A 24885-nucleotide genomic window follows, 5' to 3' on the forward strand; every position below is an offset into this window, starting at 1 on the left:
GCAGCGATTTGGGGGCGAAAACACGGCGAAACGATCAACGCTAGGTGAGTCCGATCGCCGCAGGTTCGTCGCGTGCAAAACAAAAGCGGCGCCGGTGAGGGCGCCGCTCGCGAAACAACCAAAAGGACGGACGAATTACGGGCAGGGATGCCGGCGACCGTCGTAGCCGAGATAGGTGCCGGACGCCGGATCATAGGACTTGTAGCGGCGTCGGCAGTAGGCGTCGCCGCCGTCGTCATCTGGGGCTACCGTCACGATCGGCTCGTCGTAATCGCCATAGTCATACGGGGCGCCGTAATAGCCGTAGGAATAGGGAGCAGCGAGTGCCCCCCCGACCACGACGCCAGGCCAGTATCCGCCACCGCGCCAGTAGCCAGGGCCGCCGCCGTGCCAGTGCCGGCCGCCACCACCGTGCCATCCGCCGCCACCTCGCCAACCGCCGCCGCCACCGGCGACTCGCGGACCAACCGGAGCTCCGCGGGCGATTGCCGCGCCGGCCAAGCCGCCACGGCTGATTCCGCCGCCGCCGAACGCCGGGCCGCCACCGCCGCCACGGCCCATGCCCATCGCGGGACCGCCGCCACCTCCGCCTGCTACGGCGGGACCACCACCGCCGCCGCCACCGGCCGGCGCGCCACCACCGCCGCCACCCGCCACTGCGGGGCCCTGCGCGAAGCTCGGCGTCGCCGCCAGGGGAAGCGCGATAGCCAGTGCGGCCACGGCACTCAAGGTTCTAAAATTCAACATTATCGGCTCCATCGACGGGATTGGCTTGGAACGCCCGCGGTCTCAACACGGCTGGATCGCCGTCGTTCCCATTCCGCCGCTTATCGGCGAAAGCTGATCCCGTTCAGTTGTATAAGGGCTGAATGAAATGCGGTGATTTTGCGGAACCTCACCGTGGCGCTTGTTCGCAGGCATTCGCAACGACTGGACAATCGGGCCCGCCGGTGGCATCAGGGATGCTGTTGTCGCCGCCAAGGATGCGCCGAGATGAAACTGTTTTTGCTGCGGATTTTTACTTGGTGGAACGGCTTCACGTTCGGCACCCAGCTGTGGACCTGGCGGTTCGGCGAGCTGGTCGGCACCGACGACCAAGGCAACCGTTACTTCCGCACCAAGGGCGGCAAGATCGATCCGACGCTGGGCTTCGAGCGGCGCTGGGTGCTTTACAACGGCTATGCCGAGCCGAGCCGGGTCCCGCCGGAATGGCACGGCTGGCTGCACAACGTTGTCGACGTGCCGCCGACCCAGGAAAGCTTCACGCCCCGCGAGTGGATGAAGCCGCACCAGCCGAACCGGACTGGCACGCCGCTGGCGCATCGCCCGACCGGCTCCACGCTGTCGACCGGCCGCCGTCCGAAGGCGACCGGCGACTATCAGCCCTGGACCCCGGGCGCCTGAGTTTTCTCGCTTCCGCGGCGGCCCCGACAGGCCGTCGCCTTTAACCGCGTAGCAGCCGATCGGCCGCACGCTTGACGGCGTCGATGCGGCGCTGACGCGCCCCCTGCATCCGCTGTTTCAGCATCGCTACCACTTCCTGCGGCGCGGTGTCCGGAGAACCGGCGTTGAACGGCGGCGCCGGATTGTACTCCAGCATCAACTGGATCGCCTGCGCGGTCGGGCGGTCGGCCAGCAGCTCCGCCAGCGTCAGCGCAAAATCGATTCCGGCGGTCACTCCGCCGCCGCTGACACGATTGCGGTCGATGCAGACTCGCGACCGCTCCGGAATCGCCCCGAAGGATGCCAGATCCTCCAGCGCCGACCAATGCGTCGTCGCGCGGTAGCCGCGCAGCAGGCCCGCCGCACCGAGCACCAGCGCGCCGGTGCAGACGGAGGTGAGATAGCGCGCCTGGTCCGCCTGCTGCCGCAGGAAGGCGAGGGTGTCCTCGTCATTGACCAGATCGTCGGCGCCGGCGCCGCCGGGCACGCAGATCACGTCGAGCTGCGGGCAGTGGGCGAAGTCGATGGTCGGCGGCAGCATCAGCGCGGTGTCGCTGGTGACCGGGGCCATCGTCTTGGCCACCAGATACACTTTCGCGTTCGGCAGCCTCGAGAACACCTGTAGCGGCCCGGTGAGGTCGAGCTGAGTCATGTTCGGAAACAGCAGCAGTCCGATGGTCGTGGTGGTCATGACGGTCTCCGTGAAGCGGCTTTGCGCGCGTCCGCGCTTGACGAAGTCAATCTGGCATGCTCGGCTGCTGGCCGAAATGGCATATTTCCCTCGTTTTCGGACAATGGCTCAGCGAGGCGCATCATGATCGGCGTGCTGATCTATCCGGATTTTCAGCTGCTCGACGCCGCAGGGCCGATCGCGGCATTCGAGATCGCCGCGCGCTACGCGAAGGTGGCGCCTGCGATCAAAGTGATGGCGGCAGAGGCCGGGGCGGTGCGTAGTTCGTCAGGCGCCGAGCTGCTGGCGCGCGGCCTGCGCCACGATCGGGCGATGCGGACGCTGATCGTCGCTGGCGGTGAAGGTGTTCGCGCGGCGGCGCAGTGTCAGCGGACGCAGGCCTTTCTGAAAGCCGCCGCGAAGCGCGGCTGCCGCATCGCCAGCGTCTGCTCCGGCGCCTATGTGCTGGCCGAATCCGGACTGCTCGACGGCAGGCGCGCCACCACGCATTGGGGCCGCAGCCGCGACTTCCGCATGCGCTATCCGCAAGTCCGGTTGGAGCCGGATCGGATATTCGTGCGCGACGGCGAGGTGTGGACGTCGGCCGGCATCAGCGCCGGCATCGATCTGGCGCTGGCGATCATCGCCGAGGATTACTCCGATGCGATCGCCCGTGACGTCGCGCGGCAGTTGGTGGTCGCGCAGCGACGCGCCGGCGGTCAGTCGCAATTCTCCTCACTGGTCGAGCTGCAGGCGCCGTCCGGGCGTTTCGCTGCACTGCTGTCGTGGATGCGCGAGCATCTCGACACGACGCTCACCGTCGAGCAATTGGCCGAGCAGGCGGGGATGAGCACGCGGCATTTCGCTCGCGCGTTCCGCGATGAAACCGGCACCACGCCGTCGAAGGCGGTTGAGCGGCTGCGACTCGAAGTGGCGCGCAGCCGGGTGCAGGCTTCAGGCGAAGCGATCGAGCTGGTCGCACAGGCCACCGGCTTCGGCGATCCGGAGCGGATGCGCCGCGCCTTCATCCGCGCCTTCGGTCACCCGCCGCAAGCGCTGCGCCGCGCCGCGAAGGCCGCGTGACGATCGCGGCGGCTCCGGTCAGGCCAACACCGGCGCGGTCTCGACGTGAATCCGTTCGGCCTCGGCGTTGAGCGCCGTCATCGCCTGGGTCAGCTCGGGATAGACCTCGTCTTCGATCGTCACCACGCCGTAGTTGGAGTTCTCGCCGTCCCAGCGGCCTTGCGCCGGCTGGTCGGCGTGGACGAACCAGTGATAGCCGATCAGCGCCGGATGGCGCAGCGCTGCGGTGGTGTAGCGCGTGAATCCTGCCGCGCGCTCCCGCTGCGTCGGCATCCGCGGACCGGCGCCGTGCGTATTGGGGAGTCCAGCATCGTCGCCGCGGAACGAGTATTCGCCGATCAGGCACGGCCGCCCGGTTTCGGCGTAGCCGTCGATTACCGCGTCCGGCAGCGGATCGTAGCAATTGACGCTGATTACGTCGCAATACCTGCCGGCAGCATCGACGACGTCGCGCGGCGGCACGTAAGCGAACCTGGCGCCGAGCACGAGGTGATTTGGATCGGCAGCGCGGATCGCGGTGGCGCAAACCGACAGGTAGCGCTCGGCCAGCAGCCCGGCGAAGGCGTCGCAATCGGCGAAGTAACCGCGCGCGATCGGATCGTGCTCCTGCGCCCGGTCGTTGCTGAAGAAGTTGCGGCTGAACGGCGGCGGCTGCAGCGGCGTGGCGGCGAGATCGTCCCAAGATGGCAGCTTGCATTGCCACGCCGCATTGAACTGATCGATGCTGTCGTAGCGGCTTTTCAGCAGCGCAAGCGCGGCGCGCCGCGAGAATGGCGCGTCCATCGCGCGAAGGATGGTGGGCAGCAGTTCGTTTTCCCCGCGCCAGTCCGGTCCCCATGGCAACTCGTTATCGGTGAACCAGCCGAGCACATGCGGATCGTCGCTTTGCGGCGTGCAGACCTTACGCGCGTGCGCGCGGGCGAACTGTTCGAATTCCGGCTCGAAGATGTCGCACAGCGGCCAGCCGCCGCGCTGTTCGCCGAATGCGGTCGCGACATAGACGACGCCGGCGGCGGAGGCGAGGGGCACGGTGCCGGCGCGTGCGATCTCCGGCTCCGACCAGGCGCCGAGCGTGTTGAAGCCCCAGGAGGTGAGGCGGTCCGCCGCGACGCGTCGCCACGCTTCGCGGCTGCCGTATTTACGCGTGCAGGCTTCGCGATACGGCCGGCGATCCGTGCCCTGAACGTTGTCGTGGTCGAACTGCACCGAGACCACGCCCTTCGACAGAAAACGTCCGCCATCCGGATCGATGAACCACCATACGCCGTCGATCTGTTCGGTCCGGAAGAAACCGCTGGCGTCGACCTTGCGATCGGCAAGGCCGCCCCAGCGCGTGCGTGCAAGTTCAGTCATTCCGTCGTGACGATCGGCGCCGTGCGCCGCTGCTCCCTGTTGACCGCGCAAATCCTCGGACGGCCGGAGCGCGGTCACGTTGACGCCGGTCAATGCCGGCCTGCGGCTAAAGCGCCTTCAGCCAGTCGCCGATCTCGCGCACCGCGACGTTGGCCTGCGGCAGCAGCTTGCCCATGGTGAAGAAGCCGTGGAATTGACCCGGATAGGTCCGGTGCACTACCGGGACGCCGGCATCGGCGAGGCGGCGGGCGTATTCGTCGCCTTCGTCGCGCAGCGGATCGGCGCCGGCGGTGATGACGAAGGCGGGCGGCAGGCCCGCAAGGGTTTCGGCGCGTGCCGGCGAGGCGCGCCAGTCGTCGGCGTCCTGCTCGCCGCTCAGATAGTGATCGCGAAACCAGCGGATCACCGAATGCGTCAACAGCACGCTAGTCTCCGGCTCGCTGTGCGACGGATGCCGCATCGAGAAATCGGTGGCGGGATAGATCAGCACCTGGCCGGCGAGCAGCGGTCCACCGTGATCGCGGGCGTGCAGCGCGACCACCGCGGAGAGATTGCCGCCGGCGCTGTCGCCGCCGACGCTCAGCTGCTCGGGATCGATGCCGAGCTTCCTGGCATTGTCGGCAATCCAGCGCGTCGCGGCGATTGCGTCGTCGATGGCAGCGGGGAATTTGTGCTCGGGTGCGAGCCGGTAGTCGACCGAGATCACCAGCAGTTCGCCGTCATGGGCGATGCCGCGGCACACCACGTCGTGGGTATCGAGATCGCCGATCACCCAGCCGCCGCCATGAAAGAACACCAGCGCCGGCGCCAGGCCCTCGTCTTGGCGCAACTTGTTCGGGGTGTAGAGCCGGGCCGGGATATCGCCGGCCGGGCCGGGGATCGCGATCGAACGAACCGACGCCATGTCGGCTGGATCCGGATTGCTGACCAGCCGCGCCGCCGAGTAGTAGGCGCGCGCTTCGGCGGCGGTCAGTGTCTCGTAGGCGGGGCGGCCGGCGTCCTGGAAGGCCTTGTAAACGGCAGCGGCATCGGGATCGAGCTTGGCGGGCATGGGGCTTCCTCGTGCTTCCCGGTTCGTGCCGGGGCTTGCTTATTCCGCGGCGGTCAGGCCCGCCGGGGTTTGAAACCAATATCTCAGGAGTTCCTCGCAATAGCCAGACGCGTCGACCGCAGCGGCCACGCCCTTTCCCCGCCGTATTCCCCGTGTTAACCGGAGGGCCAATGCGAGCGGCCCGAAGCTGTAGAATGTCGCAAGCCTGATTCGTCGATTGAAGCCGCGCGGAATGTCCCGAAGCCTGAGCCTAGTCGGTCTTGCGGCGTTGATCGTCGCCCCGTTGATCGCGTTTGCGCCTCCTGCGCAGGCGCAGATCGGCAACATCTTCTCGGATCCGCCGCCGCGGCCGCCGGGAACGGTGCCGCGTGGCGTGCAGCCGCCTGCCGACGACGAAGAGGAAGAGGTGCCGGATCTGCCGCCGCAGGGGCGGGTGCTGCCGGCCCCGGGCCGCGCGATGCAGGGCTCGGCTATGCCGGGACCGGTGCAGTCGCAGCCGTTGCCGCCGCCGCCGGGCTCCACCGTGATTCCGCAAAACCCGCCGCCCGGGGCTCAGCAACCGGCAGAGCCGAACACCGGTGTCGCCAATGCGCCGGCCGCGACCAATCCGCTTCCCGGTCTGCCGCCGGGCCAGCGCCAGCCGCGCGGTACGCCGCCGGCCAATCCGCCGCCGGCCCCGGCGACGCTGCAGCCGGGCGACGAGATCGTCACCGAGCCGCCGGCGCAGAAGATCGTAAACAAGAAGGCGAGCTTCGCCGGCCTCGACAAGATCACCGGCCGCACCATCAATTTCGACGCCGACATCGGCGAAACGGTGCAGTTCGGCGCCCTGCGGGTGAAGACCGACGCCTGCTATACGCGGCCGTCGACCGAAGCTGCCAACACCGACGCCTTCGTCGAGGTCGACGAGATTACGCTGCAGGGCGAAGTGAAGCGGATTTTCTCCGGTTGGATGTTCGCGGCCAGCCCCGGCCTGCATGCGGTCGAGCACCCGATCTACGATATCTGGCTGACCGACTGTAAGGACCCGGAGACCTCGAACGTCGCCAGTGCCCAGCCGGATGCGCCGAAGCCGGCCGCCCCGCCGCCGCAGCAGCGTCGCCGCCAGCAACAGCAGTCGCAGCAAACGCTGCCGCCGCCGTCATCACTGCAGCAGCCGGCGCCGCAGCCTCAGCGCCCGCAACGCCCCCCGCCGCTGCCGTTCCCGGGCTTCCAGCAGTAAGTGCGGTCGGGCTCCGAGAAATCGAGCCGTCGATTTCGCTGATGTTCCACGGTTCAGCGTTGCCGCCAGCAGCTACGAACGGCGTTGCTCTGCTTCAGGCAAGGAAGGCAAGAGCGCGATTAGCAATGTTGGTCGCGCGTGAGGCTGTGCTTGCTTCCGCCATCGGCAGCGCTTGTGACGGCGGGCAGACGAGCACCGCTCAGTTGCAGAGCACCTGAACGGTGAAGAGTTTGGCGAGATCGGCGATTGCCTCGGGCGCAAGCTCGCGTGTGCTCACCTTGCCGGTCGGGACCACACCGCTGGAATCGAGGAAGTTGGTTGCGATACCGGTCTTGATCGCAAAGTTGACGTTCTGCGGAATGTCCTTGGTCGCCGCCGCGATGTTCAAGGCATTGAGCTTCGAGACGATGACGCCGATGACATTGCCGTATTTGTCCAGCAGCGGACCGCCGCTGTTGCCCGGCTGAACCGGCGCCGAGATCTGAGCAAGCCGGGTATCATCTTCCATTCCCGTCGTCGCGGTGATCGCGCCGGCGGTGAAATTGCCGGAGGTCGACAGGATGCCGGTCAGCGGGAAGCCGAAGACGTAAACCGCTTCGCCGAGCCGAATCTGCGATCGCAGGCCCGGAATGGCAGCCGGTGACGACGCCGTCTTCAGGATCGCAAGATCGTTGGTCTTGTCCTTCGCGACGAGGGTAGCGCTCACGGCAGCCCCGCCTGGAGGCAGCACGTTGATGGTCGAACACTCGGCGATGACGTGGTGATTGGTCACGATGTGGCCGCTGTCCGAGACGTAGAAGCCAGTGCCTGAGCTCTTGGTCTGGCGTTTCGGCTTGGTGTCAGTCGAAGGTTCATCGCGGGTATCGCTCTGCGCCGTCATGAACGCCTTCTGGCACGACAACACCGCTTCGAGCGCGCGTCGCGAGCCATCCAACGACAGCGCTGCGACTCGGCGCCGATTGAGGAACACGCCGACACCGCCGGACTCGGCAAGCTCCACCATGAACTCGGTCTTGAGGTTGCCCGAGAACACGCCCTTCTCATTGCTTCGCTCGAAGCCGAAGAACTCGCCGTTCCATCGGGTGCGACCCATGACGAGTTGCATGTCGTACTGGCCGTCGACCTCGACCGACGCCCAGCGCGGATTGGTGAAGGCGATGTAGGCGCTCGGCTTGTCGCCGGCGAAGCCGAACCAGACCGTCGTTCGATCCTGATAGGTCGCAGCGGCGAGGCAACCGCCAACGCTCTTGCTGAATCCGACGTCCCAGCCCGAGACCTTGCCGAATGACTTATCGATGTTGAGGTCGCCGCAGCGGGCCTCTGCTGCGCAGGCGATCGATCCGACAAACATCAATGCAGCGAGCGCCCGCGCGAGGAGGTCCTTCCGCGGAAGAGCTTTGCGGGGCGGGTGCACGAGCCGCACTGCGAATGTTGTGTGCTTCATCGGCCTTCGCACTGGAAAATGGCTGCGCCTCTGGTGGAGGTGCCTTTGTCCGGCGGTGGACGCTTAGTCTCTGGCCGGACGTGTTTTCGAAGCGGCAACGCCGGCGAACGGGTCCGCCATCGATGCCTGTGACGGCGCCGGACGCGATCGGTGCGCAACGTGCCGCCGGGGACGCGCAGACCGATAGACGCGCGGCTGTTGTTGCTGCGCGATGCCGTTGGCGATGATCGCTGCGGCGGCGACGCCAGCGAGCGCGCCGAACACGGCAGCGCCATCGCGCGCGACGGAGCGGGTTGGAAAAGAGATCACAGCGATCGCAACAGCTGCAGCCAGCAGAGCCGGCGAGACACGCAATGACTTTTGGTCCAATGTTCTTTTCAGCATGACAGTCCCCAGATGCCCTGCCTTCGATTAGTAGAAAACGGGGTTGCAACGGTCAAGCAATGACCGTCATGCGAGCGGCGCGTGTTCGCGTCTTGAACAGTTTGCTGTGGGTACCAGGATGCGTTACGTCCGCGTGATGATCGCCAGCGCTTCGGCGCCGGTGACCGGGCGGTCGAGCGGCAGTGCTGCGAACGAGGCTTCTCCTTCGAGCGCGTCGTCGAGCAGCGAGCGATAGCGCAGCCGCGGCACTTCGATGGCGCCGAAGCTCTTCAGGTGATCGGTCACGAACTGCGTATCGAGCAGGGTGTAGCCGCCGGCGAGCAGGCGCGCGACCAAGTGGACCAGCGCCACCTTCGAAGCATCGCGGGCGCGGTGAAACATGCTCTCGCCGAAGAACGCCCGGCCGAGGCTGACGCCGTAGAGGCCGCCGGCGAGATCGCCGTCCTGCCAGACCTCCACGCTGTGGCAATGGCCGATGTCGTGCAGTCCGATATACAGCTCGCGAATCCTGCGGTTGATCCAGGTGTCGTCGCGCCCCGGCTGCGGCGCGGCGCAGCCGTCGATCACCGCCTTGAAGTCGCGATTGACGGTGACGGTGAAAGCGTCGGACCGCACGGTGCGGGCGAGGCGCGAGGACACGCGGAAGCCGCCGAGCGGAATGATGCCGCGCATGTCGGGCTCGACCCAGAACAGCGAGGGATCGTCGACGCTCTCGGCCATCGGGAAGATGCCACACGCATAGGCGCGCAGCAGCACGTCGGGCGTGATCTCGGAAGCGGCGGAGGAGTCGCGTGAGGCCATCCGCAAAGCATAGCACGACGGCGAAAGGGCGCGACCCTGTGGGCGATGGCGGGCCGCGGCTCAGCGCGGCAGGTCGGGATGCCAGCCGACCAGCAGCAGCATCGCAAAGAACGCGATGAAATAGGCGACGCCGACGTGCCAGCCGTGGCGCAGCCACATCACCACGGACTTTCCTTCCGGGAACATGTTGGTGATCGCGACGCCGGCCGAGGAGCCGAACCACATCATCGAGCCGCCGAAGCCGACCGCATAGGCCAGAAAGCCCCAATCGTAGCCGCCCTGTTTCAGCGCCAGCGCGGTGAGCGGGATGTTGTCGAAGCCGGCCGAGACGAAGCCCAGGCCGAGCGCGGTCTGCCAACTCGCGGCGGGCAGCTCTTCGACCGGCATCAGCGAGGCCGCCGTCACCAGCGCGAGCAGGAAGATCGTGCCCTTGAAGGTCGCGGGCATCAGCTCCCAATCCGGCCGGCGCAGCGGCGCGGTGATCAGGATCACCGCCCAGACCGTCAGGCCGAGAACCGGCGCGTGGTCGAGCAGCGCCGGGAATTTCATGTTCGCGGTGACGTTGGCCGCCAGTGCCGCGATCAGGATCGCCGCGACGATGCCGACCCGGACCCACTCGATCTGCAGGCCTTTCGGCGCGTTCTTCACGATCGGCGAAAACTTCTGCTGCTGGATCGAGGCCGGCACGGCGAACAGCGCCAGGGCGATCACCGCCGCCACATAGGCTTCCAGCACGCTGAGCGGCGAGACGCCGGCGATCCACATCATCGTCGTGGTGGTGTCGCCGACCACGCTGCCGGAGCCGCCTGCGTTCGAGGCGGCGACGATCGCGGCGAGGTAACCGATGTGGACCCGGCCGCGGAACACGTGCCGCGCCACCATGCCGCCGATCAGCGCGGCGGCGATGTTGTCGAGGAAGCTCGACAGCACGAACACCAGCCCGAGCAGCACCACCGGGCCTTTCCAGTCGTCCGGGAGCAGTGCCGGCATCTCGTCGGGAATGCCGCTCTTTTCGAAATGCGCCGACAGCAGCGCGAAGCCCATCAGCAGCAGGAACAGGTTCGCCAGCGTGACCCATTCGTGCTGCATGTGCAGCGCCAAGCCGGACAGGCCGACGCCGGTCTTGAAGCCGGCGAACGCCAGCTTGTAGCCGACCACGGTTACCAGGCCGGCCAGCGCGATCAGTAAGGTGTGGCGGTGGAAGATCGCGACCCCGACCAGGGTGGCGGCGAACAGGATGAAATCGAGCGGGATGCCGAAGATCAGGATCGGGGTCACAGCTGCCTCGCGCCGGACACGACGGGCTGCGCCGCGGCGGCGCGCCACCGAGATACGAACGGCAACATATTGCCGCTGAGGGCGTGAACGTTCAAAGGCGCATCTTCCCGAATTGATCGGCCGATCCGGTTGAGCCGGCGGCGCGGCGGAAGCTGCCCGAGGTGCGACAGAATGGCAAGGCGGCAATGGTCTTAGGGCACCGGCCGCCAAAGCAATATGTTCACCGGCAACGTTTCGGCCGTCAGGTTTTGACCGCGAGCCAGATCCAATGCCGCGAGCCGGTGCGCTTGCCGACCGCACGTACCGGGACTTCGTTGACGACGAAATCGCTGCGCCGCAGCCGCTTGGTGAAGCTGTCGTCGGGGCCCGACGACCACACCGCCAGCACACCGCCGCCGCGCAATGCCGCGCGGGCATCGGACAGGCCGCGGCTGTCGTACAGCTGGTCGTTGGCGGGACGCGACAGTCCTTCGGGGCCGTTGTCGACGTCGAGCAGGATCGCGTCGTAGCGCCCGGCGCCGGCGCGGATCAGCTCACCGACGTCGCGCTGCAGGATGCTGACGCGGGGATCGGTCAGGCTGTCGCCGTATAGCCCGGCCATCTCGCCGCGGCCCCAGTCGATCACCTCGGGGACCAGTTCGGCGACCTCGATCGTGGCGTCGGTGCCGAACACTTTCAACGCGGCGCGCAGCGTGAAGCCCATGCCGAGTCCGCCGATCAGGACGCGCGGACGAGGGCGGCCGGCGAGCTTCTGACAGGCGAGGGTGGCGAGCGCCTCCTCGGAGCCGCCGAGCCGGCTGTTCATCAGTTCGTTGGCGTCGAGCCGGATCGAGAATTCCTCGCCGCGCCGCATCAGCCGCAATTCGCCGCCGCCGGGGACTTTCGCGGTGGCCAACTGAATCCAGGGAAGCACAACAATCGCCTTTGGTCGCTAAGAGGTCGCCGGCAGAAAAGGGGAGGACCGGCGGTTCGTCCGGCCGGAGAACCCGCGGCTTGTGTAGTGCGCAGGCGGGCCGGTGTCACCCTGCGGCGGAGCAGGACCAGATCAGGGAGTCGCCGGCTCCGGCGCCGCTGCGGCGGTCGCGTTGGCGCGGCGAAACCGCAGCACCATGCGGGTGCCGGAATGGTTGGGGTCGCGCTCGACATCGGCTTCGAGCTTGGCCGCCATCGCGCTGACGATGCGCTGGCCCATGCCGGTCGATTGCGGATTGGCCTTGACGTTGAGGCCGACGCCTTCGTCGGCGATCACCAGTTCGAGGTCATCGCCGTCGGCCTTCAGCTCGACATGGATCGGCCCCTTGCCCTCCGGATAGGCGTATTTGACGGCGTTCATCACCAGCTCATTGACGATGATGCCGATCGCCACCGCGCGGTCCGGATCGGTTTCGACCGGCTGCGCCGACAGCGTCAGCCGCGACATCCGGTTGCCCTCGGCCGAGCGCCTCAGATCCTCGAGCAGCGACTCGAGATACTGGTTGAGCATCACGCTCTTGAGGTCGTGCGAGGTGTAGAGCCGGCGGTGTACCTGCGCCACCGCGGCGACGCGGCCCATCGCATTGGTCAGCGCCGCCTTGACCTCGTCCTGCTTGCTGGACGACGCCTGCAGATGCAGCAGCGAAGCGATGATCTGCAGCGAATTGCCGACGCGGTGGTTGACCTCACGGAGCAGCATTTCGCGCTCGGCGGCGAGCGCGGCATAGCGGTCGCGCGAGGCACGCACTTCGGCTTCGGCGTCGTCGCGCGCCTTGCGTACCATCGCCTGCTTCAACGCCTGATCGGCAGCGACCTGCAGCAGCGGCACGAACTCGCCCTGCGTGTCCTTGACCAGATAATCGTCGGCGCCGGCTTTCAGCGCGGTGACGGCGATCTTGGAGTCCTGCGAGGCGGTGACGAACACCACCGGCGGCGGATCCGGGATCGCCTGGATCTGCTCCAGCGTCTCCAGCCCGTCGAGGCCGGGCATGTACTGGTCGAGCGCGATCACGTCGATGCCGCCCTGGCGCAACCGCTCCAGGCCGGCTTCGCCGCTCAGCACGTGTTCGACGCAGAATCCCTGCCGCTGCAGGCCGCGCGACACGAGGCGGCCGAGCGCCTCGTCGTCGTCGATGTAGAGCAGGGTCGGCTTGGCGTCTGTCATGGAGCGTCGGGCTGGGGGACCTGGATGACCGAAAAGAACAGGCCGAGTTGGCGGATCGCGTTGGCGAAGCTTTCGTAGTTCACCGGCTTGGTGATGTAGACGTTGCAGCCGAGCTCGTAACAGCGCTTGATCTCATGCGCGTCGTCGGTCGTCGTCAGCACCACCACCGGGGTGGCCTTGAGATGATCGTTCTCCTTGATCCGCCGCAGGATGTCGATGCCGCTGGCATCGGGCAGATTGAGGTCGAGCAGCACCAGTAGGGCACGATGCTGGTGTTCGACGCCGGTGCCATCGCTGCCGAACAGATAATTCAGCGCGGCTGTCCCGGAGGTGAACGGGATGATCTCGTTGTTGACGCCCGAACGGCGGATGTTCCGCTCAATCAGACGGGCATGACCCTCGTCGTCCTCGATCATGATGATGGTGACAGGGTTACTCATGCGCGCTGTTCCTGGTTCTTGTTTGCCGTCCACTTGGCCGGCAGGGTGATGGTGAAGGTCGAGCCTTCGCCGAGCGCGGATGACACCGACATGGTGCCGCCCAGGCGTCGGACCAGCGCTCGCACATGGGCGAGGCCGATCCCTTGGCCGGGCCGATCCTGTGTACCGGCGCGGCGGAAAAGATCAAAGATTCTCTGGTGGTCCTTGGGATCGATCCCCCGGCCGTTGTCGGCGATCTCGAAGATCACGAAGCCGAGCTTCTGGCGGCCGCGGATCACGATGTCGCCCGGTACGCCATCCTTGAGATATTTCAGGGCGTTATCGATGAGATTTGAGAAGATCTGTTCAAGTGCGAGGCGGTCGCTGACGATCTCCGGCAAGGGCTCGATGCGGATCTGGGCGTTGGCTTCGGCGGCCTGGTGCGCGACGGTGGAGACGATGTTCTCGATCAACTCGCGGGTCTCGATCCGCACCGGCTGAAATTGGCGCCGGCCTTCGCGCGTCAGGTTCAGGATGGCGCTGATCAGGCGGTCCATCTTGCCGATCGAGGATTTGATGAAGCCGAGCGCCTCGGTGAAATCTTCGGAGAGCTGGCGGTCGGCGGGCTCCAGTTCCGCCTCGCCATCGCCGTCGGCATTGGCGGCGCTCTGCTTGCCGGTGACTTCGCGGCTCAGCGTCCCGATCCGGCGGAAGATGTCGCTGCGCAGCTCTTCCAGCTCGCTGGTGAAGCCCATGATGTTGACCAGCGGCGAGCGCAGATCGTGGCTGACGATGTAGGCGAAGCGCTGGATCTCCTCGTTGGCCTCGCGCAGGTCGGCGGTCCGCTCCTGCACGGCGGATTCCAGGTTCAGATTGTTCTCGCGCAGCTGATTTTCGGCTTCGTCGCGCGCCCGCGCCGAGCGTCGCACCAGGAAGATCGACAGGCCGGCAAGCACCAGAACCAATCCCGAACCGGTGGTGGTGATGATGGTGGCCAGTGCCTGGCTGCGGTCGGCCTCGGTGGTGCGCTCGGAAAACAGCCGGTTTTCCTCCTGGCGCATTGCCGTCAGCGACGTGGTGAGGGTGTCCATGGCACGGCGGCCGTCGGTGTCGCGCAGCAATTGCCGGGCGTCCTCGATCCGGCCCTGCTGCGCCAGCGCGATCACCTGGCGAAACCGTTCGATGCGTGAGTTGGCGGAGGCGATCGCCTGGTCGATGAACGGGACCTGCGCGGTATTGTCGGCGACGAAATCCCGTAGCTTCTTCAGCCGCGGCACCACATCGGACGCCGCCTCCTCGAACTGGGCGATCAAATCGTCCTGCTGGGTCAGGACGTAGCCGCGTTCGGCGCTTTCGGCGCGGCGGAGCTGCAGCTGGGCCAGCGCGATCTGGTTTTGGACTTCGAGGGTGTGGGCGACCCAGGCGTTGTCCTCGCGCGCCTTCTGCAGCCAGTACACCGACGCCAGGCTGATCGCGACCAGCACGGCGAACGACAGCGACAGCAGTGTGACCTGGGCAAGCGAGCGCTTGCGCGCGGATTCAGGAGTCACCGCGCGCCTCCAGCACGAACGAAATCAGGCAAGCCATCCCCCAGGCGTCGCAAGGCAGAACTCAGAACGCTTTCTAACGTCGGTGAAACGGAAAGGTTCCCGAGGGACGAGGGGATTTTGGAGGAGTGGTCGCGGCGGAAGGAGCGAGCTCGCGTCGAAAGCCAACCCGTTGCAACGCGTTAGGCGGCTAACCTGCAGGATCGCCTGAAGCCAGATACTGCTCCAGCCAATGGATGTGGTAGTCGCCGTCGATGATCGACGGCTCACGCACCAGGGCGCGGAACAGCGGCAGCGTGGTCTCGATGCCGTCCACCACCATCTCGTCGAGCGCGCGGCGCAGCCGCATCAGGCACTCGCCGCGGGTCTTGCCGTGGACGATCAGCTTGCCGACCAGCGAGTCGTAATAGGGCGGGATCGTGTAGCCCTGATACACCGCTGAATCGATCCGGATGCCGAGGCCGCCGGGTGGATGATAGCGCGAGATCTTGCCGGGCGACGGCCGGAAGGTCACCGGGTTCTCGGCGTTGACCCGGCACTCGATGGCATGACCGTTGAGGGTGATCTCGTCCTGCGTCACCGGCAGGTCGCCGCCGGCGGCAATCCGGATCTGCTCCAGCACCAGATCGATGCCGGTGATCATCTCGGTCACCGGATGCTCGACCTGGATGCGGGTGTTCATTTCGATGAAATAGAACTCGCCGTCCTCGTACAGGAACTCGATCGTCCCGACGCCGAGATACTGCATGTCCTGCATCGCCTTGGCGCAGATCCCGCCGATCCGGGCGCGCGCCTCCGGGCTGATCACCGGCGAGGGGCTTTCCTCCCACACCTTCTGATGCCGGCGCTGCAGCGAGCAGTCGCGCTCGCCGAGATGGATCGCACCGCCGCGGCCGTCACCGAGCACCTGGATTTCGATGTGGCGCGGCTTCTGCAGATACTTTTCGAGATACACCGACGCGTCGCCGAACGCGGCCTTGGCCTCGTTGCCGGCGGTGGAGATCGCCAGCGCCAGGTCGTCGGCGGTGTGTGCGACCTTCATGCCGCGGCCGCCGCCGCCCGCTGCGGCTTTGACCAGCACCGGGAAGCCGATTTCCTGGGCGATCGCCATCGCATCGTCGTCTGGGCCGACCCCGCCGTCGGAGCCCGGGACGACCGGAATGCCGAGCCTCTTGGCGGTCTTCTTGGCCTCGATCTTGTCGCCCATCAGCCGGATGTGTTCGGCCTTCGGTCCGATGAAGTGAAGATTGTGGTCGGAGAGGATTTCGGCGAAGCGGGCGTTCTCGGACAGGAAGCCGTAGCCCGGATGCACCGCATCGGCGCCGGTGATCTCGCAGGCGGCGAGCAGCGCCGGCACGTTGAGGTAGCTGTCCTTGGACGGCGGCGGGCCGATGCACACGCTCTCGTCGGCGAGGCGGACGTGCATCGCGTCGGCGTCCGCGGTGGAGTGGACCGCGACCGTGGCGATGCCGAGCTCCTTGCACGCGCGCAGCACGCGCAGGGCGATCTCGCCGCGATTAGCTATCAGGATTTTATCGAACATCGGCTTAACCGCGCTGTGAGGCCAAAGAGGCGAAGGGCGAGTAGCGAAGGTGGAATGGAAAGAGAGGCAGCTAAGCGGCTTGTTTCGGCTCGCTGCTTGCTGCCCGCCACTCGCTTGTTACTCGATCACGACCAGCGGTTCGCCGAACTCGACCGGCTGGCCGTCTTCGACGAGGATCTGGGTGACGACGCCGGCCTTCGGCGAAGGAATCTGGTTCATGGTCTTCATCGCCTCGACGATGAACAGCGTCTCGCCGACCGACACCCGGCTGCCGACATCGATGAACGGCTTGGCGCCCGGCTCCGGCGCCCAGTACACGGTGCCGACCATCGGCGAGGTGACCACGCCCGGATGTTTGGCGAGATCGACCGACGCGGTGTCTTTCGCGGCGGCGCCACCTGCGGCGGGCGCCGGCGCATAGGCAGCCGGCACCGCGGCGGCGATGCTGACGTTACGAGCGACGCGCACGCGCAAACCGGCTCGTTCGATCTCGATCTCGGTCAGGTTGGTCTCATCCAGCAGCACCGCGAGTTCGCGGATCAGGCTGCTGTCGTCGGTCGCCGGGGCGGTGGTCGGCTCGGCGGCGGTTTTCTCTGCAGGCTGGCGGGCCATGGTGTGTCGATCCAGATGTCTTGAGTGAACGGGCGGGCTCAGGCCGTGGCGCTGGCGCCGAGTTTGGCGGCGAGGCCGGTGATGGCCAGGCGATAGCCGTCGATGCCGAAGCCGCAGAGGCTGGCGAAGGCGGCCTTCGCGATGAAGGAGTGGTGACGAAAGTCCTCACGCGCAAATACGTTGGAAACATGGACTTCCACCGTCGGAATCTGCACGCCGACCAGAGCGTCGTGCAGGGCGATCGAGGTGTGGGTATAGCCGCCGGCATTGATCACGAGGCCAGCCACCTTTTCGCTGCGCGCCTGGTGAATCCAGTCGATCAGCTGGCCTTCGTGGTTGGACTGACGGCACACGGCGACCAGACCGAAACCGGCGGCGGTCTCGGCGCACAGCTTCTCGACATCGGCCAAGGTGGCGCGACCGTAGATTTCCGGCTCACGGGTCCCGAGCAGATTCAAGTTCGGGCCGTTCAGCACGTAAATCGTCTGAGCCATCGAAAATTCCGGCAATTTTTGCGAATCTGATCCAGCCGAGCGGGACAACCCGCCGCACGGCCTGTCGGAATCCGGCGAAATTCACCTGATCGCGGGCGTTATAGGTAACCTCGGGGCTGAGGGGAAGCCTGAACAGGCTCGAACAGGGGATGAAATCCCTGATGCTTTGGACGAGTTCGCCTGCGCAACCGACAGGAATTGTTCGCAATCAAGGCTCGACAAGGTGCCGGGGCACCCATGCGGAATGCACAGGGGACGGCCGGGTGACCGCCCCCTGGATCGGAGTGCCTTGATCAGATGTCGAGGACGGCGACGATCTCCAGCGTGCGCGGATTCACCACCACGATCTCGTCGCGCACTATGAAGAACTCATAGCCGCGCCAATCCGGATAGATCGTCACGATGTCGGTGGGAAGTGGATGGAAGTGGACCTCGCGCGGCACGCGCGTGCCGACCGAGATCGAGAAGTTGACGTTCGTCTGGGGCTCGATGTGCTGGTTCTTGATCACCGTGGTGATCTTGGTGCGCTGCTCGGTCGAGAGCTGCGCGCGAGCGCCGGCCTGGCCGGTGGTGGTCGACGAGCGATCGCTATCCGCACCGCGTTGCTTGCTGCGGTCATGGTCGCGATCATTGTCGGCATTGCGGTTGCCGCTGCGTTCGTTGCGATCTTCGGCCTTCATTTTGGAGCGGTCGCGGTCATGATCGCTGACACCCTTGGTGGCGTCGTTGGCGCTGCGATCCATCGCCGGAACTTCGCGCGAGGTGCCAGACGGGGATTCAGAGCGCTGCATCTGCGAACCGCCGGCACCGCTCGGCCCGGGTGCGGATTGTCCCACCGACGGCGAGGACGGGGCGGCGCCGCTACTGCCGCTGGAACTACTGGAGGACGGCGACTGCGCATTGGCAACGGCTCCGCCAGCGATCAGAGCGGCGGCGGCGACTGACAGCAACAAGCGATGGTTCATTGGTGCTCTCCCTGTGCCTGCCCGTGCCTCAACTTCATCCCTGCAGCACCGTTCCCGCGCGGGCGATGAGTTCCGTACGCTGACGTTCCCGGAGTTTTGTTTTGTCGAACCGTCACGTTCGGACTAGTCTGACGGTCGTGAGGCTCCGTGCGACCCAATGATCCGGTCGCGATTGCCCGACCCATCCGCTCGCGGCCCAGCAGCCTGAACCAGCCCAAGCGAATTCAGGCGTGCGCCTCCGCCGCGAGCTTCCAACCGGAGGTGTCATGGCTCGCTACATCGTGCGATTTATGAAGGGCATCCTCGGCGAGAACGGTCGTCACGAGGAAGTCTGCCAGGGCTTGCTGGAAGTCGATGCCGAAACCAGCGATGGCGCAATCGAGCTCGCCAAGCAGCGGTTCTGTGAACAGGAGCGGCTGCCGGAATGGTCGCTACACGCCGACCGCGTCGACGTCGCCGAAACCGAGTTTCCGTCCTAGACCCTTCTGTAACTCGCATCCGAACACGATGTGCGCGGGCCGGCTGCCGATGCCCGCGCAAAACTTGTCACGCCGCCGGGGAGGTGGCGGGAGACCGTCATTCCTGCGTCAGGATGGCACGGCATCGTACGGTTGCCTGACTAATCTCTACAGTGTAGAAATTGGCTACCGTCAGCGGCTGACAGCGTCGCGAGAGCTTCTCACGGTGTTGTCGCGACACGTTTCGCGACCCTCAATCAGGCTCTTGGCCGGACCGCCGGTCTTGCACCCGTCTGCATGGATGCGGACGCGCGTGTCCGAGGGCTAACTCGCGACGCGAGGCTCGGACTGCGAGCGAACCATGAGCGGACTGCTCTCTATTTTTGATTTGTCAGACGAACGCGGCGTGTTGAGAACCTCGATCGCCGTGACCTTCGTGATCTCGTTCCTCGGGATCGGCTTCGGCCTGTTCTCGGGATCGTTCTCGATCGTGTTCGATGGGGTGTATTCCCTGATCGATGCGGGGATGAGCCTGCTGTCGCTGATCGTGGTCAACCTGATCACGTCCTACGCGGTGGCGGATCATCTGTCGCGCAAGCTCAGGGAACGCTTTTCGTTCGGCCTCTGGCACCTCGAGCCGATGGTGCTCGGGCTGAACGGAATCTTGCTGATCAGTGCGGCGCTCTACGCGCTGGTCACGGCCATCGGCAGCCTGCTGAGCGGCGGGCGTGATCTGGAATTCGGTTCGGCGCTGATCTACGCAGCCGTCACGGTGATCGCCTGCGCGGGCATCGCGGCCGTGGAATGGCGGGCCAATCGCAAGATTGGATCCGAATTCCTTCGCCTCGACGTGCGCGGTTGGATCATGTCGGCCGGCATCAGCGCCGCGCTGCTGATCGCCTTCATGATCGGCCTGGCGGTGCAGGGGACGTCATGGCAGTGGATTTCGCCCTACATCGATCCGGCGGTTCTGGCGGCGGTGTGCGTGCTCATCATTCCTCTTCCGGTCTCGACGGTGCGGCAGGCGCTGGCCGACATCTTTCTGGTCACCCCGGTCGATCTGAAGAAGCACCTGGACACGGTGGCAGCGGCGTTCGTCGCCAAGCACGGCTTCGTCTCGTATCGTGCCTACGTGGCGCGGGTCGGACGATCGAAGGAGATCGAGCTCTACTTCATCGTTCCTGCCGATGCGCCTGCGCGCACGATCGGCGAGTGGGACATGTTGCGGGACGAGATCGGAGATCTGGTCGGCGACGACGGACCGAACCGTTGGCTGACCGTCGTTTTCACGGGTGATCCTGAATGGGCCGAATGACGTCGACTGCAGATGCGAAGTCGAACACCAAGATCCGCGCGGTTTCCGGCCCGCGCGGTCTTGCGAAGCATGAGATCGTCGAAACGGCCGTGAGCCTGATGGAAGAGCTGGGAGAGGCGGCCTTCAGCGTGCGCAAACTCGGCGACAGAGTCGGCTGCGATCCGATGGCGATCCTCTATCACTTCAAGAACAAGGACGGCATGTATCGCGCGATGGCCGATGCGCTGGTGGCGAAGCTGTCGCCGGTCGGCAACGATCTGACTTGGCAGGATCGGCTCCGCACCCACGCGCGCGATCATCGCGCGCTGGCGCTCCGATATCCCAACACGTTTCCGCTGCTGCAGAGATTTCTCAACACCGGCGTTGCGGACTTCCCCCATATCGAAATGGTTCACCGCGCGCTGGCCGATGCAGGTGTGTGCGATGCGGACGCATCTGCCGTTTGCCTCGCCTGGTACGCCGGCGTGATCGGTCTGTGCACGGCGGAGATCAGCGGGCTGGTCAGGCCAGCTCGCGAGTCCGAAGTCGCCGAAATGGAGGAGTTGCCGTCTGCCGAGTTTCCGGTGCTGAGGAAGCTGGCTCGCTCGTATCTGGCCGTCGAAACGGAAACCGTCTTCGAAATCGCCAACGAGCTGTTTATCGAAGGACTATGCAGCCGCTCGGACCGCAGGTCGGACTGAAACGCGCCTCGTCGTCGTTGGGCTAGATCGCCAGCGCCGGCGACACACGGCGACTGGCGATGCTAACTCAGGCGTCGATCGCGCTCAGCACTTGTCCTTGCCGCAGCGCGCGGTGTTGATTTTCTGGCGCAGCGTGTCGAGGCCGACCGCGCCGACCACCACCTGCTTGCCGATCACATAGCTCGGCGTGCCGTTCATGCCCATCGACTCCGCGAGCTTGAAGCTTTCTTCGATCGTGGCGCGCACTTCCGGGCTGTTCATGTCCTTTTCGATCTTGGCGGGGTCGAGGCCGGCGTCCTTCGCGGCTGCGAGCGCGCGCGCCTTGTCGGCCTGCCCGCGGCCGCCGAGCAGCTTCTGGTGGAAGTCGAGATACTTCTTGCCGGTCGGGTCCTGCATCCGCACGGCGATTGCGACCTGAGCGGCTTCGACGGAGGGCGGGCCGAGCACCGGGAATTCCTTCAGAACGACCTTCAGGTTCGGATCGTCCTTCATCAGCTCCATCATGTCGGTCATCGCGCGTTTGCAGTAACCGCAATTGTAGTCGAAGAACTCGACCATGGTGACGTCGCCGTTCTTGTTGCCGACCGTCACGCCGCGCGGCGAATTGTAGATGATGTCGGCGTTGTCCTTGATCGCCTGCTGATGCTTTTCGGCCTGCGCCGCCGCCTGGCGCTTGCCGAGCTCTTCCGAGGCTTCTTCGAGCACCTCGGGATGCGACACCAGATATTCCTTGATGATCGTTTCGATCTGGCTCCGCTGCTCGTCGGAGAACTTCTGCGCCGAGGCGACGGCCGGCGCGCCAACGATGGCGAGCGCGAGCAGGGCTGTGGCGAGCGGGCGGAACGACAGCATAGGCGGATCCCTTCGGCGGGTCAGGTCGTGGAAAAGACGCGTGGATTCGGACGTTTCATAGCGCTTTTCCCCGGCAAATACGCGGTTTTTGTGAACACGATCCGGTCAGACAGGGCCTGAGGCCGGTGCGACGCAACGACGCCGGCGCCCGGGAGAACCGAACGCCGGCGTCGTCAGATCGCGTGCCGAGTTACTTGATGGTGGTCAGGCGCAGATAGGGGCGGGGTTCTTCCCAGCCCTGCGGGAACGCCTTGGTGGCGGCTTCGCCTTTGACCGACAGCGGGATGATGACCTTGTCGCCCGGGCGCCAGTCGGCCGGGGCCGCGACGGTGTGCTTGTCGGCGAACTGCAGCGCATCGATTACGCGCAGGATCTCGTCGAAGTTCCGCCCGACATTCATCGGGTAGGTCATGGTGAGGCGGATCTTCTTGTTCGGATCGATGATGAACACCGAACGCACCGCGGCGGTATCGCTCTGGTTCGGATGGATCATGTCGTAGAGCTTGGCGACCTTCAGCTCCGGATCGGCAATGATCGGGAATTGCAGGTCGGTCTGCTGGGTATCGTTGACGTCCGCGATCCACTTCAGGTGCTCATCCACGGTGTCGGTCGACAGGCCGATCGGCTTGACGTTCCGAGATGCGAACGGCTGCGCCAGCTTGGCGGTCTTGCCCATCTCGGTGGTGCAGACCGGGGTGAAGTCGGCGGGATGGCTGAAGAAGAAGACCCAGGAGTTGCCGATGAAGTCGTGGAACGAAATCTTGCCCTTGGTGGTGTCGGCGGTGAAGTCGGGGGCAATGTCGCCGATATGAAGGGACATCGGTACGGTCTCCTGTACGTTTGTTGAGTGCTGGGTCACGCGCCGAACGAGGTCGTGCACGTGGAAGGATGGAGACCTTCTAAATGGAGATTCCGCACCGCAGGATCAAGGAACTCGTCGCAAAAGCATCTGCAAAAAGTATCGAGCGGTGCATGATGGTCATGCACCGCTCGATGAATGTTGTGTCTCGGTACGTCGTATCTCGGTACGGCTACGGGCAGGGCACCTCGCGGCCGCCCTTGGCGATGTAGGTGCCGGTCGCCGGATTGTACGATCGGAAGCGTCGTGCGCAGTAATCCTGCTGCCGTGCCGCTTCTGCCTGACTGGCTGCAATCGCGCCGCCGACGATCGCCGCGCCGATGCCGATACCGACCGCGGCGCCCGGGCCACCCCAGCCGCGCCCACGGCCGCGATCCCATCCACGTCCGCGCCCGCGGCCCCAGCCGCGCTGCGCATGCGCCGGCGTCGAAGCCAGCGTCATGGCCGCGCTGGTGGTGGCGATCATTCCCAAACCGTACATCGTCAGCAGCGCAACGCTCGCCAGCGCACGCGTGATGAACTTGCGGGGCTTGTTGCCCGAGGGCCGTGTCGAGTTGGTCATGGATGCTTCTCCCGATATTGGTGCAGCGATGGTGTTTGCTGGTGAGCGCTGAGCGCTTGACGCAACCGTCGCGATGCTGGGGCGATCGCGAGACTCAAGAGGCGGATAAGATCGCCGCGTAGGGAGTGTGACAGAGCTGCGAACAACGGACAATCCGCCGCAGCGCGACAATGAAGCGCGGAACGCTATTTCTGGCCCGGCATCTTGGCCGCGACGATGTCGTCGGCCTTGACCCAGCCGGGCGAGCCGACCGGGAAGCGGGTCTTGGCGCGGGCCGCCAGCTCGCGGGCGGTCTTGGCATCGCCTCGCAAGTAAGCCGCTTGTGCCGAGGCGAGATCGGCCTCGGCGTAGTTGCCCTTCTGCCCGTAAGCCATTGCCAGATGGCTGAAGCCGAGCGGCACTTCGCCCTCGCGGCCGAGCGCGCCGCGCAGGATCTGGATGGCTTCGTCGGTGTAGGCCTTGTTGTTGCTGGCAACCAGCGCCTGGCCGAGCAGGATTTGGATCAGCGGCGCGCCATTGGTCATCGCCACCGCTTTGCGCAGCGGTGCGATCGCTTCGGCCGGCTTGCCGCCTTCGAGCAGTGCCTGGCCGCGTAGCTCGTAGAAGTAGGGATTGTTGGGCTGAGCCTGAATCAAGCCGTCGATCTGTGCCAGCGCAGACCGCGGATCGCCGTGCAGATAGCTGGCGATCGCGCGCGCGTAGCGCGCCGGAAGGCTGGTGTTCGACGCCGGATAGCGTCGGTACACCGTATCGGCCCGTTCCATGAAGCCCGACACCTTGGCGCGCATCATCTCGTGGCGCATCTGCAGCGCCGGATCATCCTTCTTGTCCCAATACGCGCTGGTCCGCGCCAGCTCGGCGAGCGCGGAGACGCGTTCGGCCGGCATCGGATGCGATTGCGCATAGGGATCGGCGCCGCGCGCCGCGAACAGGCTCTCATTGGTGAAGCGCTGGAAGGTCTCGTACATGCCCTTCGCAGATTGCTGCGTGGCATTGAGAAACTTCACCGCGGCACGGTCGGCATTCTCTTCCTGCTGGCGTTGATACGACAGCAGATTGCGCCGGATCACTTCCTGCGGCGCGGTGATCGCCGCCGCGCCGATATTGGCTGCGCCGCTGTTCGGGCCGGCGCTGGCGCCCGCCACCATCGCGCCGACGCCGAGCAGCATCGCGACGATCATCTGCGTCTGTGCCTGCGCGAGCTGGGTGCGCAGCTTGGAGAGATGGCCGCCGGCGAGGTGGCCGGTTTCGTGCGCCAGCACGCCGATCAGTTGATTCGGCGTTTCCGACTGCAGCAGCGCGCCGTAGTTGACGAAGATGCGATGGCCGTCGGCGACGAAGGCGTTGAAGGTCGGATCGTTGATGATCGCGACTTGGATGTTCTGCTTCTCGAGTCCGGCGACGCGCAGGATCGGCCGGGTGTAGTCGCGCAGCAACTGCTCGGTCTCGGTGTCGCGCAGCAGCGGCGGCCCCTTCGGCGTGGGGGCCTGCGCCAGCGCGGGAACCGGCGTGATCGCCAGCGCGAGCGCGGTGAGCCCCGCGACCAGCCGCGACGCCTGCTTGCGTGCGGACGGGCATAGCCGTCCGGCGAAAACTGCAATGTCCTTCAGCATTGGCCGAGCATCGAATTCCGGGTATCTCCAGGTCGGCCCAGCAAGACGGCAGCGGCGCGGCGCGCAGCGGGTTCACCGAACAGACCGCGCGGGGATAGCA

At 65.8% G+C, this 24885-nt stretch carries 26 protein-coding genes; 6 read left to right on the forward strand and 20 right to left on the reverse strand.

Features of this window, described 5'->3' with window-relative positions; translation table 11 throughout:
* Nucleotides 1-135 precede the first annotated feature (135 nt).
* Nucleotides 136-747: a BA14K family protein gene (locus HZF03_RS11770; protein ID WP_119018256.1), complete on the reverse strand. Its 612-nt coding sequence runs from the start codon at nt 745-747 to the stop codon at nt 136-138.
* Between the two features lie 246 nt (nt 748-993).
* Between HZF03_RS11770 and HZF03_RS11775 the strand changes: the two genes are divergently transcribed.
* Nucleotides 994-1404 (forward strand): NADH:ubiquinone oxidoreductase subunit NDUFA12, encoded by a 411-nt coding sequence (locus tag HZF03_RS11775; protein ID WP_011157971.1) that lies wholly within the window; start codon nt 994-996, stop codon nt 1402-1404.
* A 40-nt stretch (nt 1405-1444) separates the two neighbouring features.
* On the opposite strand, the gene HZF03_RS11780 is transcribed toward HZF03_RS11775, so the two are convergent.
* Nucleotides 1445-2134 carry a DJ-1/PfpI family protein gene (locus HZF03_RS11780; RefSeq protein WP_119018257.1) on the reverse strand — a complete coding sequence of 230 codons (690 nt, stop codon included), beginning with the start codon at nt 2132-2134 and terminating at the stop codon, nt 1445-1447.
* Nucleotides 2135-2257: 123 nt separating this feature from the next.
* Here HZF03_RS11780 and HZF03_RS11785 point away from each other — a divergent pair, with 123 nt between their 5' ends.
* Nucleotides 2258-3196 (forward strand): GlxA family transcriptional regulator, encoded by a 939-nt coding sequence (locus tag HZF03_RS11785; protein WP_119018258.1) that lies wholly within the window; start codon nt 2258-2260, stop codon nt 3194-3196.
* Nucleotides 3197-3214: 18 nt separating this feature from the next.
* Here HZF03_RS11785 and HZF03_RS11790 read toward each other — a convergent pair whose 3' ends face one another.
* A complete protein-coding gene (locus HZF03_RS11790) occupies nt 3215-4642 on the reverse strand; it encodes a glycoside hydrolase 5 family protein (RefSeq protein ID WP_119018259.1) in 1428 nt (475 codons plus the stop codon).
* Nucleotides 4643-4655: 13 nt separating this feature from the next.
* Nucleotides 4656-5600 (reverse strand): alpha/beta hydrolase, encoded by a 945-nt coding sequence (locus HZF03_RS11795; RefSeq protein ID WP_119018260.1) that lies wholly within the window; start codon nt 5598-5600, stop codon nt 4656-4658.
* A gap of 232 nt (nt 5601-5832) precedes the next feature.
* Here HZF03_RS11795 and HZF03_RS11800 point away from each other — a divergent pair, with 232 nt between their 5' ends.
* A complete protein-coding gene (locus HZF03_RS11800) occupies nt 5833-6822 on the forward strand; it encodes a DUF2155 domain-containing protein (protein WP_119018261.1) in 990 nt (329 codons plus the stop codon).
* 199 nt (nt 6823-7021) lie between these two features.
* On the opposite strand, the gene HZF03_RS11805 is transcribed toward HZF03_RS11800, so the two are convergent.
* The 12 genes from HZF03_RS11805 to HZF03_RS11860 all read right to left on the reverse strand — a co-directional run bounded on the left by HZF03_RS11805 (nt 7022) and on the right by HZF03_RS11860 (nt 18446).
* Entirely contained in the window at nt 7022-8173 is a 1152-nt protein-coding gene (locus HZF03_RS11805; RefSeq protein ID WP_234832222.1) for a S1C family serine protease, read from the reverse strand.
* Nucleotides 8174-8329: 156 nt separating this feature from the next.
* Nucleotides 8330-8650 (reverse strand): hypothetical protein, encoded by a 321-nt coding sequence (locus HZF03_RS11810; protein WP_119018263.1) that lies wholly within the window; start codon nt 8648-8650, stop codon nt 8330-8332.
* Between the two features lie 123 nt (nt 8651-8773).
* On the reverse strand, nt 8774-9451 hold the full coding sequence (gene aat / locus HZF03_RS11815; protein WP_119018264.1) for a leucyl/phenylalanyl-tRNA--protein transferase: 678 nt from the start codon (nt 9449-9451) through the stop codon (nt 8774-8776).
* Nucleotides 9452-9511: 60 nt separating this feature from the next.
* Entirely contained in the window at nt 9512-10729 is a 1218-nt protein-coding gene (locus HZF03_RS11820; RefSeq protein ID WP_012495923.1) for a citrate transporter, read from the reverse strand.
* Between the two features lie 241 nt (nt 10730-10970).
* Entirely contained in the window at nt 10971-11642 is a 672-nt protein-coding gene (locus tag HZF03_RS11825; RefSeq protein ID WP_119018265.1) for a spermidine synthase family protein, read from the reverse strand.
* Between the two features lie 132 nt (nt 11643-11774).
* On the reverse strand, nt 11775-12866 hold the full coding sequence (locus HZF03_RS11830) for a response regulator (protein ID WP_012495925.1): 1092 nt from the start codon (nt 12864-12866) through the stop codon (nt 11775-11777).
* Nucleotides 12863-13306 carry a response regulator gene (locus tag HZF03_RS11835; protein WP_011157983.1) on the reverse strand — a complete coding sequence of 148 codons (444 nt, stop codon included), beginning with the start codon at nt 13304-13306 and terminating at the stop codon, nt 12863-12865. Before HZF03_RS11835 ends, HZF03_RS11830 begins: the two co-directional genes overlap by 4 nt.
* Nucleotides 13303-14835, reverse strand: a complete 1533-nt coding sequence (locus HZF03_RS11840) for a sensor histidine kinase (RefSeq protein ID WP_012495926.1) — start codon at nt 14833-14835, stop codon at nt 13303-13305. The genes HZF03_RS11835 and HZF03_RS11840 overlap by 4 nt, the downstream gene beginning before the upstream one ends.
* 187 nt (nt 14836-15022) lie before the next feature.
* A complete protein-coding gene (gene accC / locus HZF03_RS11845; protein WP_119018266.1) occupies nt 15023-16375 on the reverse strand; it encodes an acetyl-CoA carboxylase biotin carboxylase subunit in 1353 nt (450 codons plus the stop codon).
* 117 nt (nt 16376-16492) lie between these two features.
* Nucleotides 16493-16987, reverse strand: a complete 495-nt coding sequence (gene accB, locus HZF03_RS11850) for an acetyl-CoA carboxylase biotin carboxyl carrier protein (RefSeq protein WP_011157986.1) — start codon at nt 16985-16987, stop codon at nt 16493-16495.
* Between the two features lie 38 nt (nt 16988-17025).
* The gene (aroQ, locus tag HZF03_RS11855; RefSeq protein WP_012495928.1) at nt 17026-17481 is read right to left on the reverse strand and encodes a type II 3-dehydroquinate dehydratase; all 456 of its coding nucleotides are present in this window, start codon (nt 17479-17481) and stop codon (nt 17026-17028) included.
* 293 nt (nt 17482-17774) lie between these two features.
* Nucleotides 17775-18446, reverse strand: coding sequence for a DUF1236 domain-containing protein (locus HZF03_RS11860; RefSeq protein ID WP_119018267.1), 672 nt, complete (start codon nt 18444-18446; stop codon nt 17775-17777).
* Between the two features lie 266 nt (nt 18447-18712).
* On the opposite strand from HZF03_RS11860, the gene HZF03_RS11865 reads away from it, so the two are divergent.
* From HZF03_RS11865 to HZF03_RS11875, 3 genes are all read left to right on the forward strand, one after another.
* Entirely contained in the window at nt 18713-18925 is a 213-nt protein-coding gene (locus tag HZF03_RS11865; RefSeq protein ID WP_012495930.1) for a hypothetical protein, read from the forward strand.
* 340 nt (nt 18926-19265) lie between these two features.
* Nucleotides 19266-20219, forward strand: coding sequence for a cation diffusion facilitator family transporter (locus HZF03_RS11870; RefSeq protein WP_011157990.1), 954 nt, complete (start codon nt 19266-19268; stop codon nt 20217-20219).
* Nucleotides 20216-20899 (forward strand): TetR/AcrR family transcriptional regulator C-terminal domain-containing protein, encoded by a 684-nt coding sequence (locus tag HZF03_RS11875; RefSeq protein ID WP_119018268.1) that lies wholly within the window; start codon nt 20216-20218, stop codon nt 20897-20899. The genes HZF03_RS11870 and HZF03_RS11875 overlap by 4 nt, the downstream gene beginning before the upstream one ends.
* 84 nt (nt 20900-20983) lie before the next feature.
* Here the strand turns inward: HZF03_RS11875 and HZF03_RS11880 are convergent, their stop codons facing one another.
* From HZF03_RS11880 to HZF03_RS11895, 4 genes are all read right to left on the reverse strand, one after another.
* Nucleotides 20984-21751, reverse strand: a complete 768-nt coding sequence (locus tag HZF03_RS11880; protein WP_011157992.1) for a DsbA family protein — start codon at nt 21749-21751, stop codon at nt 20984-20986.
* Nucleotides 21752-21941: 190 nt separating this feature from the next.
* Nucleotides 21942-22571 (reverse strand): peroxiredoxin, encoded by a 630-nt coding sequence (locus HZF03_RS11885; protein WP_012495932.1) that lies wholly within the window; start codon nt 22569-22571, stop codon nt 21942-21944.
* 211 nt (nt 22572-22782) lie between these two features.
* A complete protein-coding gene (locus tag HZF03_RS11890; RefSeq protein ID WP_012495933.1) occupies nt 22783-23172 on the reverse strand; it encodes a BA14K family protein in 390 nt (129 codons plus the stop codon).
* Nucleotides 23173-23357: 185 nt separating this feature from the next.
* Nucleotides 23358-24785, reverse strand: a complete 1428-nt coding sequence (locus tag HZF03_RS11895) for a M48 family metalloprotease (protein WP_119018269.1) — start codon at nt 24783-24785, stop codon at nt 23358-23360.
* Nucleotides 24786-24885: the final 100 nt, after the last annotated feature.

The sequence above is a fragment of the Rhodopseudomonas palustris genome, from assembly GCF_013415845.1.
In the GTDB taxonomy this organism is placed as follows: domain Bacteria; phylum Pseudomonadota; class Alphaproteobacteria; order Rhizobiales; family Xanthobacteraceae; genus Rhodopseudomonas; species Rhodopseudomonas palustris_F.